Genomic DNA, 13,133 nt, shown 5'->3' on the forward strand with positions numbered 1-13,133 from the left:
GATGGCCCAATCTTGGCGACCCGTCGTCGCCTGCGAATCGGCACTCCTTAAGCTTCTCGGAAATTTAGGGGGCGACATTGACATTGTTTCTTGGATGTGTGTCGGCTTTGTTGGGGTGGCTGCAACCAGAAGCGGGTGCTATATAAGGGGTCACTGGATTAGACAGGGAGGCATGAGTGACGTGACGACAATAGACCCTTGGCAGATGATCTTTGATAAAGCCGGTGATCTTGTTGATGCTATATTGCATGAGCAACCGAAGAGTGAATTCGATGCGATCGATTTTGAAAATGCAATAAATAGCAAGGCGATAGAAATTGTTTGGGGGAAGATTGACCCTGAAGATGATTGGTCTGTGGTTATACGACCTGTAAAAAAGGGGGTTAAGCTTGATGATAAGATAGAGGAGCACTTCAATATTGCCCTGCGACAAGGTGTTTTTGCTCGTATGCTTTATGAAGAGAGCATGCGAAAAATAATAAAGAATTACACTGAAAGCTCTCAGCCAGGTGAATTGTTTAAGGTTGGTGATAAAATGATTTTAGCCTTTGCTTGTGCAGAGCAGCATGCAACGGCTTGGCGAATTTTGAAAGACGTAAAAAACAATAGTTATGAAGTGAAGCAGGAAAAGGCCCGCGCTGCGACTCAGGAGAAAAAGGAAGAAGGAGAGATTTTGCTGCGTGGTTTGGTGAAGGGAGCACTATCTAAACGCCCAGTCCATGGTTGGCAAGGGCATGTTAGAGCGGCGCAGACGATTGCCAAGACTTTATTTCCCCTGATCGATGAATATAGGCTTCCGCTGCCGAGTAGCGAAGACAAGCTCTCTGAGAGGATTGAGAAGCTCATCTTTCGTGAGCCCAGCGTTCGAAAAGTCTACAATGAAAATGCTAAGCATCCGCTTGAAGAGCCTACAAAGGTGCGTGAGGTGGGTGGAGTTAGAGTAGCATATTCACGTGATAGTGGGCCAGTCGGGTAACTCATTACAATGCGCGCACGGCGGTTTGAGTTTAGGGTTGAGCCGCTCTGACTTGCCGCCGTATTCATGCCATTAGCCTGAGGCTTGATAGCGTGATTGAATCGGATGCCCATGGTGGGCTTGGCAGGCGACTTTACAGAAGCTTGAAACAAATTCCTTCGGCAGAGTAGCACTTGCCGCCCCGCAGGGCGGCAAGTGAAAACGAGTGTCAGTACATGCTCGGATTCGGTGGCCCAAGCCAGGGGGCTAGGTCGATGTAGCGTGTTCGGTGGTCAGTAAACAAAGCCACCTGCTGGTGGGCAATCAGCACATCCAGGGCTTCCTTGAGGCGCTTTTTATCTCGCAGCGGGCGTGGGCCGCGTTGGCGTACATCGTTGTAACGCATGGTGCGCCAGTTGAACTGCCTGAGCTCATTGAACCACTCGTTTAGCAGCTGAGCATCTTGCTCCTCCTGGGGAGGTGGCATGAAAACCTGCATGAAGTGACCAGAGTAATAGAGGGTGATATCCATTGCCATCAACACCGTCTCCGGTGTGATGTTCCCCTCATACTCCTCGAACAAGTGTATCAGCGCAGCAACGCGAGCTATGTTTTCCGCAAGTTTCGAGCCATGATCGGGGCACGCCTCGAAATACCCGCCTGGGCCCATCTGGCGCTCGATTTCATTCGCCACTTGCACCCAACAGGCTGCACCTTCTGGCGTGAATTCCAATACTTCACGCGGCGTGTCAGGTGCCTTCACCAGGGTCAGGTTCTCCCGCGCCAAGGTGGTTAGGCGTGCTTCAGCCTGCTCCCAGGCATCCCATGTCAGGGAGGGCTGCAGCGAGTAGAAGCGCTGACCGCGGAGCGATAGTGGTGCACAGACAAGGAACCGGGCGAGCATGCCGGAGTCCCTTGCCTGTTGACCTTGTCTCTCCATGTACCTCTGTAGAACGCCGGGCTGCACCATCAGCAGCAGCATTAGACGAGCATCGTCCAGCACGATATCGTCCTTGGTGGCTCGTGTGATGACCGTGCTGCCGCCACTCCAAAGTGAGTTGATGTGGCCGCGTGCCCGGTTCATGGCGCCCTTGAAAAAGATCTCAGCCTCGTCAGTGGCCAGAGCGGCGGAGGGAATCGCCTTTTCCAGCCCAAGGAAGAGTGCTTCCGGTGAGGTGTCCTCAAACAGCAGTCGGAACTCGCGGGGCGGCTCGGGCCGGCGCTGATACAACTCGCGCAGCGATTGACGCTCACTCTCCGCAGTACCGCCCTTGGTCTGCTTACGGTAGATCGCCGAAGTCAGCACCTTTTCCTCGGTACGCCACTCCTCTAGATCCCCCAGATAGGTATCCAGCCGCTTGCGCCACTCTCGGCGCTGTTCACGTTGTACCTCCTGAACGGGATTGAGCACGCTGTCGAAAAGCGGTGTCTTGCCATCACCTGAGCCGGCGACACCCATTACGTATATCGTGGTCGGCTTGATCGTGCCGTAGGGCATCTTCAGGGCGTTGCGCCCTTGAGCCACCATGCTGATCCCGCCCAGCAGGGTCAGGACAGTGAGGTCCAACGGCACCTGACATTTCTGACTGAGCTCATGGCTGGATCGCCACAATAAAGTGGATTCGACGCGCTGGGGGGTGAAGCTGCCGGGGGCAGGCAGTATCGGTTGAAAGGGATAGCTCATTGTCACTCTCCTGTTTCGTGTGGTGGGTGCCACCAGGCCCGTTTCGGTGGCAGGACAGAGAGTGACGTTTCCAGCGCAGCAAAAAATCGGCACTGCTTAAGAAACGCAAATTGTTAAGCAAGGGTGTTGACATGGAGAGAAAAATACTATCTAGAATTTAGGGCTCTGTGATTAGCTAGGCTAACCTAAGTGGTTATTTCGGCTATTAGTAGCCGAAATAACCGGTTTCCAGTGGACGTTTGAAGCCAGGCTCCATGTCGCTGAGCAACTGGAGCTCTGTCTGGCTAAAAAATGGTCTAGATTTTTTTGTCATATCAGGTGTTTTTTATAGGCTTTTATCGGGTTGCTGTTTGGCATGCTGCGTACCTTGCCAACGAGCGTGGAAGCTGTCGGGGACTGTCGATAAGGGATTACAGGGAGTAGTGGAATCACGGGTGGATACAGATGGTGACCCGGTCTGAAGGTGAACTGTCAGGTGGTTCGCAGGATGGGGTCCACTTCGATGAAAAGCCTACCGGCGGCTCCCATCGAGACAGCGGATGCCCTGAGCGATCGGCTTGGTGTACGCCTTGCAGAGGTAACTGGCGGCGTTGAACACCTGGGCAAAGGTCGCCGTGTCATCGCGGTGCAGGCAGTACACGTAAGGCTGTCGTGTCAGCTTGTCCTTGGCGACATGAACCCTTCCATGCATGTCATAGTGGGTCCAGCCAATGGCCCAGTTCCAGGCACGGACGCAACGGTGGTAGAGGTTATCGTAAGAATAGCTGCCGTCTGGTGAGCGGGAAAACGTCCCAAGCGAGCAAAAGGCGTCGTAGTTGAGCAGCAGCATCAGGTGGTAGTGAGGCTTGGGGCTTGTGTCCTGTTCTCGGGCCCACAGATAGCGAATCTCGGTGTGGTACTTGGTGCCTGCCGCGTCGAACTCCCCGCGCAAGGCATAGAAGAACCGGTTGAGGCATGCGTTGTTAGCGTGAATCGGTCCCACCGGCATGGCTTGCGGAAAGCGCGGGTCGAGGCGAAACGCCAAGGTCCGGTTCTGCTGGAACGTGGTGTGCTGGAGGACCCGCAGGGTGGTCTCCAGGTAGTTCTCGATCTGGGGGCCCTGTTCACGCTGCTGCACGGGTAGCCCTCGGAACCAGTTATCGTAGTAGAGGCGAAGCTTTGGATTGTGAGGATGACGTTTGGGGCGATTCGGGAACATGGGAGTCTCCGAGTTGTGGCTCATGACACACGCGCACACGGCGCTCTCCGCCGTGAAGCGGTGGCTGTGACTGATGGTCATGGGCTTGGGGGTGGGTCTGTCGTCGTTGGCCCCCTGGTAGGGGCCACATTGCGATCAAGGGGAGTCAGCGCTCATGCGCAGCGCTGTGGATGCTGGTGAGTAGGGGGCTTGTCTGGGAATCGCCTCTGGCCAGGCGATCCTCTGTGGTGGTCTGCTCGTGCTGGCGTCATCCGCCATCATGTCGTTGTGAGTGTGATATCTCCTGATGATGTCGTGATGGGCATGGCCTTGTCTGCCATGCCTCTCTCTGTTGATCTCTCCCTTCTCGGTAATGGTCTCCTCTGATCTCTTCCGATGGAACGGTCGGAGGCTATGGAGGCCTCCTCCCTTGGTGTTCTTCTCCTTCTTCCCTTTCTGTTCTATCCAATATCCTTATTATTCTTTCAGTGCATATTACTAATACCGTAATGTCATTTATCGAGGTTGGGGAGTCAGTGCCCCGTGGCATGTGCGGTGGGGAATCGATGGTGAGGCAAGATCGGTCCCTGATCTGGAAAAAATAATTCCATTTCATCAAGGGGATAACTGTGAACCGGCCAAGTTCACATCATGAGGCAGGCCAGTAAAAAGTTTTCCAGATCTATATCACTCCTGTGAGCTGAACCCGCCATGGGCTTGTTTCACCTGAACAGGAGACCCGTTATGTCCCCACCCTGCGTGCGCTGCGAATCGCGGCGCATCATCAACCTCGAGACAGCCCGTACGCTTGGCACCGCCGCTGGCGGGCTGGTCGGCTCCCTGAAGGGCGCCTACGTCTCACTTTACTCGGGCAGCCTGCCGCTCAACCCATCATCGTCCTTTGCACATAGTCGGGTAGCGGCTGCCGTGATGTCGGCATCGACCGGTGGGATTGCCGGGGCTGCCGCCGGCCACCAGATGGTCCAGCACCTGTTTCCCCCCGGGCAGGGCTCACCCTGGCTCTGCCTTGGCTGTGGCCATGCCTTCCGGGTACTGGACTGATCCATCTCCCCACTTTCTCTCTCACTGCCGGCGACTTGCCGGCTTTTTCGTCCTGGAGATTTCTCATGGCACATCAGATCGAACACATGGCCTACGTCGGCGATATCCCCTGGCACGGCCTGGGGCAGCAACTCTCGCGTCATCAACCGCTGGAGGTCTGGCGGCAGCAGGCCGGCATGGACTGGCACATCGAGGCCTCCCCGGTGCGCTTCATCGCCGATGGCGCAGGCCACCTGGGCAGCATCCACTCCTTCCCGGAGCAGAAGGTGCTGTACCGCTCTGACACCCGGGCGCCGCTGTCGGTGGTCTCCCAGCGTTACAAGGTGGTGCAGCCTGAGGAGGTGTTGGAGTTCTATCGGGACCTGACCGAGTACGCCGGCTATGAGTTGGAGACCGCGGGGGTGCTCAAGGGCGGGCGCAAGTTCTGGGCACTGGCCCGCAGCGGCCTGGGTACTGCCCTGAAGGGCCAGGACCAGGTCAACGCCTACCTGCTGCTTGCGACCTCCTGTGATGGGTCGCTGGCCACCGTCGCCACACCCACCTCAGTAAGGGTGGTCTGCAATAACACCCTGACCATCGCCGTGGACGGCATGGCCCAGGGCGTGAAGGTGCCGCACAGCACCGAGTTCAACCCGCAACGCGTCAAGCAGCAACTGGGCATCTCGGTCTCGCAGTGGGACGACTTCATGTACCGCATGAAGACCCTGGCCGAGCGCAAGGTCAGCCAGGAGGAGATCAAGGCCTACTTCCAGTCGGTGATCTGCAACGCCGAGGCGCCGCTGGACGACCCCTCCAAGCTGCCCAACGTTCGCGCCCTCAATCGCGTCCAGAAGCTCTACCAGGGCAAGGGGCGCGGCTCCCAGCTGTGCACGGCGCAAGGTACTGCCTGGGGGCTGCTCAACGCGGTCACCGAGTACGTGGATCACGAGAAGCGCGCCCGCAGCAACGACTACCGCATGGACTCCGCATGGTTCGGCCAGGGCGCTGGCCTCAAGGACAAGGCGCTGGAGTCCGCCCTTGCGCTGGTGGCCTGAACGGCATCCGCGTTCTCCCAGTTCTGTTTTTCCCCTACCACGGCATAGCGCCCGGCCCTCTTAAGGCCGGGCGTTCCTGTTTCTGGAGGTATATATGCAATCGCCCATGACATTCGAAACCTGCCATGCCCTGACCCAGCTGACGCGTCAGTTGCTGGAGGCTGGCGAGCAAACGACCGAGACCCACGTGCTGGCCAAGGGTCAGGTCTATCGCGTTGCCGTGTCCCTGGAGCCGGTCTCTACCGAGCAACTCCCTGACGTCATCCAACGCTATCTGTAACGGAGGCCATCATGGCAACGCCCATTCATCCCAAGACCGCCGACCAGGCTCCGATCACTCAAGCCACCCAGGACAGCACCGCGATCATCCAGGTGATCGAGCGGGCCGCCCTCAACCCCGAGGTCGACATCGACAAGATGGAGCGTCTGCTGCAGATGCAGGAGCGGGTGCTCGATCGTCAGGCACTGATGGCCTACAGCGCCGCGATGGCGGCCATGCAGACCGAGCTTCCGAGCATTGCCGAGCGCGGCCAGGGCAACAACGGCGCCTACGCCACCCTGGAAGACATCGTCGACACCGTGCGCCCGATCATGCAGAAGCACGGCTTCGCGGTGAGCTTCCGGATCCAGACCCAGGAGCGCGGCATCCAGGTCACCGGCGTGCTGATGCATCAGGACGGCCACCGCGAGGAGACCAGCATGCTGCTGCCGGCCGACACCAGCGGCAGCAAGAACGCCGTGCAGGCCTTCGGCTCCTCGACCAGCTACGGCAAGCGCTACGTGCTCTGTGCCCTGCTCAACATCACCACCCGCGGCCAGGACGACAACGGCCATGCCGCCGCCCCGGTCAAGCTGGTCACGCCCTTCCAGTCGGGCCAGCTCAGACAGCTGATCGCCATCTGTCCTCCCGCCACCCAGGAATGGTTCGTCGGCAAGTACGGCGAGGCCGAGCGGGTGCCGCGCAGCGATTTCGACAAGCTGCGGGCCTCCCTACAGAAACGGGCAAAACCTCACCGTCAACGTCACTGACCGGCAGCGAGGGGGCAACCTCTCGCCCTCTATGCCGTGTTATCGAAAAGGAGAGCATCATGCAGATCCTGACACTGGAACAGGGCACGCCCGAGTGGCATGCCGCACGCCTGGGCATCGTCACCATGTCCGAGCTGAAGACCCTGCTGGTCAAGGGCAAGGGGCCGGCCGGCTTCGGTGCCGGTGCACTGAGCTACATGCACCAGCTGATCGGTGAGCGCATCACCGGTGAGCCCTCCGATGCCTTCCCGGGCAATGCCCACACCCAGCGCGGCCACGAACTGGAGCCGGTGGCCCGTGAGCTCTACCAGGAGGCCACCGGTCTGCCCCGGCTGGAGCAGGTCGGCATCATCCTCAATCACGGCGTGGGCTACTCGCCCGACTGCCTGGTGGACAGCCGCGGCCTGGTGGAGATCAAGACCAAGCTGCCCAAGTACCAGATCGAGCTGCTGCTGACCGACGAGCTACCCGAGGAGCACATGGCGCAATGCCAGGGTGGCCTGTGGGTCAGCGAACGGGAGTGGATAGACTTCGTCAGCTACTGGCCGGGGATGCCGCTATTCGTCAAGCGGGCTTACCGCGACGAGGCAATGATCCGCACCATCGCCGAGCGGGTCGAGGCCTTCTACGAGGAGTTGGAGCGCCGCATGGCGCTGGTGATGGCGGCCTGAGGAGAACAACCATGAACCACCGAAAGCTCAAGGCCGGCGAAATCGCCGGCACCTATGACATCACCGCCCCCATCACCGAGGCGGAGCTGGTCAGCATCGCCCAGGCCTTCGCCAGACGGCGGCTGGCCAAGGGACGCAGGATCACCCAGCCAGCGCTCGCATTCGACTACTTGCAGGTGCTACTGCAGGACTACGAGCACGAGGTATTCAGCGCTCTGTTCCTCGACAGCCAGCATCGGGTGATCTGTTTCGAGGAGCTGTTCCGCGGCACCATCGACTCAGCCAGCGTCTATCCGCGAGAGGTAGTCAAGCAGGCTCTGGCCTGCAATGCAGCCGCGGTGATCTTGGTCCATAACCATCCCTCGGGTGACCCCGAGCCTAGTGATGGGGATCGCCGTATCACCTTGCGCCTTAAGGAAGTAATGGGACTGATTGAAATCCGAGTTATTGATCACATTGTAGTAGGGGCAGAAGGTTTTTTCTCTTTTGCAGAATCGGGAGAAATTTAAGGGTGTGCGGGACCCTTTTTGTTTCTGGTTAAAAATATAAAATTGCGCTTCTTTTTTTCAGCAATAATTCATTTAAGAATTATTTTTTTTATTTTTTTTGCCATTTCTTCACTTGATACCTCTATGTCATCTGACAAACTTATCTTGCAATGATAGAATTCAGCGCCATTGGTAGTTGAGCCAATGCGCTCAATAGTAGTTCTCTCTCCATGAGCTGGTGAAATCCAAACACCAAGAGGAGCTCTCAGAGCCATCACATGGCTAATTAATTGATATCTATCTTTCTCATCTATTTTTGGTTTGTATTTTATTTCGCCCACGCCTAGAACGTTCTTTTTTTGTTGAAATATCAAGTCAGGTTTTACTGGAAACCTTCTGTTGTCCGTAAACAAAGTTTTTTGGTTTTTATGCTTATTTCCATCTTTTACTGATATTTTTTCGGACAAGAAGCTTTTGTTGAGATAGTTGCGGACAAAATCCTCAAAGATAGTATCCAAAGAAAAAATAAATGATGGTAAAGAGCTTCCTTGTGGGTCATACGAAAAGCCGATACGTTCGTGCCCAAGGTATATTGAATATATTTTTAGTGCATTTTTATAACTATCGATTATCCAGGAAGGGATTTGAGAAAGGCTAATTTGGTAATTTTCAGGAAGAGGAGCTGAGGGAATGCGATCAAGCGCATTCAATGAGTCAAGAAGGAGAAACCTCTCTTCTTCGAAATTAAGAGAATTCGGGATTATTTTAAGAAACTCAAGGCACGCGGATTTTAAATACTGGTTCGCTGTGAGGTTGGGGGAAAAAGAGAAAACATCTGAAAAAACCTCAATGTCGTTCCCCCTAGATAGATAGTTTTTTACCGTCTTGCCAAAGTTGATCTTTGGCTTGTAGTAGCCTGTATGTTTTTCTTGTACATAGTCCCTTGCAATGCCTTGTGTGTTTATGGATTTAAGGTAAAAACAAAAGCTTCTTATCAATACTTGGTGTGGTGCAAGAGAGTTTGATGTGGAATATTGACGTGTTACTGGAAGGAACGCATCGCAAGCCGAGTTGGCAATAGTCAGCATATGCCAAAGGTTGCTTATTGGGAATTTTGTTTTTAGATTTAGGGATAGCTCAGGTGTCAATGGAAGCAGGCCTATCAAGCCTTGAACTCTAAGCTCTGGGCCTGATAAAGTCTCTCTTATTTCAATCGCAGACATTTCTCTTATGCTAGAGAATACACGAGCCTTACCCAGGTTATCAAAGAGGGCGCTCCTGGGGAAAATTCTTGCCTCTCGCTCATGTAGCTCAATTATTTCTTTTTTGGTATTGGTTTTTATCATCCGTTTTCAACGCCTTCTTCCTCTGTCTCCTCATCTTCTTCGGGCTGAACTGTTATAACCTCCTCTATTTTTGCCTTTGTGGCATCAAAGGTGGCTTTGTCATGAATAAGGGCTCTCTTCAATGGTAGGGATACTCTCCCTGACCACACTTCGTTTAAGTCCTCAACCGATTTTACCTTCAAGAAGTTGGTATGGCCAAAGCCGTGAGGAAAGACCTCATTTAATATGTTGAACAGGTGGACTGTTCTGCTGATGACGTCACTTGGAACATGGTTGCTTTGCAGTTTTTCCTTCAAAATTGCTTCACTCGGTTCTAAGTCGACCACCCAGAACCTCCTGAGCAATGCGTCATCTAATTCGGTGACAGATCGGTCATATGGGTTAGCTGTGGCAATAACGACTAGATTCTCTGGTAAATGTGCAGAGTTTCCTGAAAAAGGCAGTGTGAAATGTTGTCCACGATAATCAACTTCAAGATATGTCAGTACTTCTCCAAAAACCCTTGCTATGTCTCCTCGGTTTAATTCATCAATCACGGCGACATAAGTTTTTCCCGGATTTTTAGAAGCTTTCTCTGAAAAGTTTAGGAATAACCGTGGTTCAAGCTTGTAAGTTACCCCTTTTCCATCAGAGGATTCGGCTGGTCGAAACCCTTCAATGAAGTCATCGTAACCAATTGCTGGATGGAATTGTAAGAAAAGAGTTTGATCTTTTTCGCCAGCAGTTATGGTGGTTGCAAGTTTTCTGGCGTAACTGGTTTTTCCGGTACCAGGAGGGCCTGCTAAAAGAAATGAAAAGCTTTCTTTTGCATGCATTGCTCCCAAAATAGTGGAGTATACTGGATCGTCTTCCGTTAAAGTGGTTTCTTCGCTTTCTGCTTTTTTTGTTTCTCCGTATGATGCTTTAAGGTTCAAGTGCGCGAGAAGTTTAGGTGCTAACTCTGACAGGTATTCTTCGTTGCTTGGCCGTTCACTTAAGAAGCTTGGCCATGGTACCTTGTGGTCAGATAATTTAAAGCGAGATTTGTAGGGCGGTTTAAAGTCGCTGAGACCCAGTTCGGTTTCGAGGAAGTGGCTCATCAACTTCTCCCAGCTATTTATTTCATCTGGGATTCCTTCGAATGCATAAATCCAGACAAGTAGGTCTTCGAACTGGAATGTGTCAGATATTTTTTCTTCGAATTTGGGCTTAAATTCTTCAGTCAGCTTTACTACGGATTTTTCACCTTCAATGATTCCCTGAAGGCGCATTTCACGATAGCCGCGTGAAGAAAATAAATTCCCCCACATTTTTGTGTCTTGCCTGATGATGTAGTCACCCGCAAACTCACCTTGATTCCACTGTATCCCTTTAAGCCTAGGGCGAAGCAGGTTGTTTCCACGCTCAGTGGGCGGAATTTTTAAACGACTACCGTTAAAATACCTGTCAAGGAAATGATCGGTACCTAGCTTTTTCGACATATCCACAAATTCGTCTGTTCCAACATCGTTAGAAGCAAACACAAAAGTGGGCAGTAGCCAATTAGCAGCATAGGACTGCAGACTTTCAATTGAGCTTTTGATTGTGTCTATGTCAAAATATTTCACGACTGTTTCTGCTCTTTTGCTGATGGCTTTTTGGATTTTCCTGGTTTTCTGTAATTGGATTTATTGCCAGCCCAGCTATCCCAAAGAGGGGATGGCTGCTTGACGCGTTCTACAACGCTTTGCCAGCTTATTTCTTTATTGCCGTCAGCTTCTAGCGCTGACTCGATGTAGTCGATGTAATCATCGCTCATGTCGATGCCCACAACATTTCTGTCGTGCGAAAGAGCAGTGAAAATAGTGGTTCCACTGCCAACGAATGGGTCTAGTACATGTCCGCCAGGAGGACTCCCTGCTTCTATACAGCGGCGTACTAACTCCGATGGGAAAGCTGCATTATGTTTGGCTCTCCGGCTTCTCTCGATTGGTATATTCCATACATCTTCTTCTACCAGCATTGAGCGATCAAAGCTGTAGAATCGGCTTTTGGAGAACATGAAAACGAACTCATACTGCCTGTGTGGCCTATCTCTTGCAGTCGGCTCAACAAAAGCATTGCAGCGGTTCCAAACTATCGCACTGCGGAGAGTCCATCCTCTTTCCTGCATAGCGAAGGCTACTTTCCAAGGTATTCCTATCATGCTTTTCTTGGGGATATCCCAGCCGCTTCTGTCTACGGGCCTTACTTTTTTTCGAAAGAAATCGCGCGAGGAGCATTTGGGGTCGCGGCCATGTGGCTGACCATTGCCGGAGTAGTAAGTATCACCAATATTTAGAAAAAAAGTTCCCTCAGGGTGAAGAGTTCTTTTCACTTCATCAAAAACTTCCATCAGCTTGTCAATGTAAATTTCAACGCTATCTTCATGACCAAGCTGACCATCGTAGCCATAATCCCTAACCCAGAAGTAGGGTGGAGATGTTACAGCGACGTTGAAAACGTTGTCTGGTATTTTTTTTAACGAGCTTGCAGAATCGCCCCGAAGAAGACCGGCAACATGATGGGCGCTGGATTTAAACCCTTGTTCTTCCCTTGTCACACAGGGGGACTGAAAACCTGAGTCTAAGTTTAATTGAATGTTCTCAGCTATCTTGTCCATTTTTTCCTCAAATATACGAATTTGATCTTTCTTAGCCCAAGCAGGTAAAAAAGCTGACATCACCCTTCTTCCGTGATCCGGAAAAGGCTGTGCTGGGCAAAAGAATGCTGCTTTATGTAAGTTCGCATGAATTCGCGCAGAACATCGGAGGCGGCTCTGTCTTCGGAACGACAAGCCTCCAGAAACTCTTCTCGGAGCTGTTTATCTACGCGAATGCGCATTCCGCAGTCTTTAGTTTTCATGGCGCCAACCGTAGCACATGGATACACGCATGTGTATCCATGCCAAGAGAAATTGGTTGCTACCATATACTTGGCAATTTGTCAACAATTTGTGAAGGATCGATGAATATCGAGATAGTTGCACCGGTTTCTGCTTGGTTGCTCCGTGTTTGAGCGATTTAATATGTGGAAAAATATAATCGTTTTAAATCATAGAATTATGAGGTGCTGGCGTGTTTCACAACAAGGATTTGGTTGCAAAAAGGATCTCTGGATGGATGACCCTCTGATGAATAGCTAATGGTCTGTCAGCTGATTGAGACGCTTTCGCTTCGGGAGCATTCCATGAAGCGCAGTCCGTGTGCTGGAAATACCCACGCTAGAGAGTCGTCACCTGCGCAGCGGACAGTTGTCCGCTGCGGTATCCCGTGAAATGTGGTCGCAGTTTGGTCGCAGATCACAGCGAATCCATGTGGTGTGTGTAAGCAGTGTAAATCTGCAACCCTTTGATCTATATACAAATGCCTGTAGCAAGCGCGGCCTTGTATTATCGAAAAACGGATTCAAAATCCGCCGCTGGAAACAGTGTGTCGGTTCGAGTCCGACCACCGGCACCATTCCCAATGCAGTTCGTGTATTCCCTCCTTACGCTCGTTTTTCCCTATCTGCAGTTCCCTAGGCGCTAGCGACTCGAGACAGGCCAGAACAGTACCCTCGATGGGCAACCTGAGAGACCGTTCAAGCTCGGGTCAGCAGATCATGAGGGTCGGTGTTGTCACGACCGGACCATCGTCCACGCGAAAGGTCGCGAGCCTCGAAACAAGCCCAGTACCCATTCCGGCGCTT

General features: G+C 52.8%; 13 protein-coding genes. 7 read left to right on the forward strand and 6 right to left on the reverse strand.

The window, feature by feature from the left end; translation table 11 throughout:
• Positions 1-172 precede the first annotated feature (172 nt).
• Positions 173-976, forward strand: a complete 804-nt coding sequence (locus tag NFH98_RS02970; RefSeq protein ID WP_349622193.1) for a hypothetical protein — start codon at positions 173-175, stop codon at positions 974-976.
• Positions 977-1,184: 208 nt separating this feature from the next.
• Here NFH98_RS02970 and NFH98_RS02975 read toward each other — a convergent pair whose 3' ends face one another.
• A complete protein-coding gene (locus NFH98_RS02975) occupies positions 1,185-2,639 on the reverse strand; it encodes a YfjI family protein (RefSeq protein WP_349622194.1) in 1,455 nt (484 codons plus the stop codon).
• A gap of 511 nt (positions 2,640-3,150) precedes the next feature.
• Entirely contained in the window at positions 3,151-3,837 is a 687-nt protein-coding gene (locus NFH98_RS02980) for a YagK/YfjJ domain-containing protein (protein WP_349622195.1), read from the reverse strand.
• A 723-nt stretch (positions 3,838-4,560) separates the two neighbouring features.
• On the opposite strand from NFH98_RS02980, the gene NFH98_RS02985 reads away from it, so the two are divergent.
• The 6 genes from NFH98_RS02985 to radC all read left to right on the forward strand — a co-directional run bounded on the left by NFH98_RS02985 (position 4,561) and on the right by radC (position 8,121).
• Positions 4,561-4,878, forward strand: coding sequence for a hypothetical protein (locus tag NFH98_RS02985; RefSeq protein WP_349622196.1), 318 nt, complete (start codon positions 4,561-4,563; stop codon positions 4,876-4,878).
• Between the two features lie 65 nt (positions 4,879-4,943).
• Positions 4,944-5,912: a DUF932 domain-containing protein gene (locus NFH98_RS02990; RefSeq protein ID WP_349622197.1), complete on the forward strand. Its 969-nt coding sequence runs from the start codon at positions 4,944-4,946 to the stop codon at positions 5,910-5,912.
• 106 nt (positions 5,913-6,018) lie between these two features.
• The gene (locus NFH98_RS02995; RefSeq protein WP_349622198.1) at positions 6,019-6,192 is read left to right on the forward strand and encodes a hypothetical protein; all 174 of its coding nucleotides are present in this window, start codon (positions 6,019-6,021) and stop codon (positions 6,190-6,192) included.
• A gap of 11 nt (positions 6,193-6,203) precedes the next feature.
• Complete coding sequence (locus NFH98_RS03000) at positions 6,204-6,941, forward strand: ERF family protein (RefSeq protein WP_349622199.1); 738 nt, start codon at positions 6,204-6,206, stop codon at positions 6,939-6,941.
• 59 nt (positions 6,942-7,000) lie between these two features.
• Complete coding sequence (locus NFH98_RS03005; RefSeq protein ID WP_349622200.1) at positions 7,001-7,612, forward strand: lambda exonuclease family protein; 612 nt, start codon at positions 7,001-7,003, stop codon at positions 7,610-7,612.
• Positions 7,613-7,623: 11 nt separating this feature from the next.
• The gene (radC, locus tag NFH98_RS03010) at positions 7,624-8,121 is read left to right on the forward strand and encodes a RadC family protein (RefSeq protein WP_349622201.1); all 498 of its coding nucleotides are present in this window, start codon (positions 7,624-7,626) and stop codon (positions 8,119-8,121) included.
• A 68-nt stretch (positions 8,122-8,189) separates the two neighbouring features.
• Here the strand turns inward: radC and NFH98_RS03015 are convergent, their stop codons facing one another.
• From NFH98_RS03015 to NFH98_RS03030, 4 genes are read right to left on the reverse strand one after another with little or no spacing between them, the layout of a single operon-like run.
• Entirely contained in the window at positions 8,190-9,446 is a 1,257-nt protein-coding gene (locus tag NFH98_RS03015) for a 5-methylcytosine restriction system specificity protein McrC (RefSeq protein WP_349622202.1), read from the reverse strand.
• The gene (locus NFH98_RS03020; protein WP_349622203.1) at positions 9,443-11,032 is read right to left on the reverse strand and encodes an McrB family protein; all 1,590 of its coding nucleotides are present in this window, start codon (positions 11,030-11,032) and stop codon (positions 9,443-9,445) included. The genes NFH98_RS03015 and NFH98_RS03020 overlap by 4 nt, the downstream gene beginning before the upstream one ends.
• A complete protein-coding gene (locus NFH98_RS03025) occupies positions 11,029-12,126 on the reverse strand; it encodes a DNA-methyltransferase (protein WP_349622204.1) in 1,098 nt (365 codons plus the stop codon). The genes NFH98_RS03020 and NFH98_RS03025 overlap by 4 nt, the downstream gene beginning before the upstream one ends.
• Positions 12,126-12,308, reverse strand: a complete 183-nt coding sequence (locus tag NFH98_RS03030; RefSeq protein WP_349622205.1) for a plasmid-related protein — start codon at positions 12,306-12,308, stop codon at positions 12,126-12,128. Before NFH98_RS03030 ends, NFH98_RS03025 begins: the two co-directional genes overlap by 1 nt.
• Positions 12,309-13,133 lie beyond the last annotated feature (825 nt).

Origin of the sequence: Halomonas sp. H33-56 (assembly GCF_040147035.1) — a bacterium.
Classification (GTDB): Bacteria; Pseudomonadota; Gammaproteobacteria; order Pseudomonadales; family Halomonadaceae; genus Halomonas; species Halomonas litopenaei.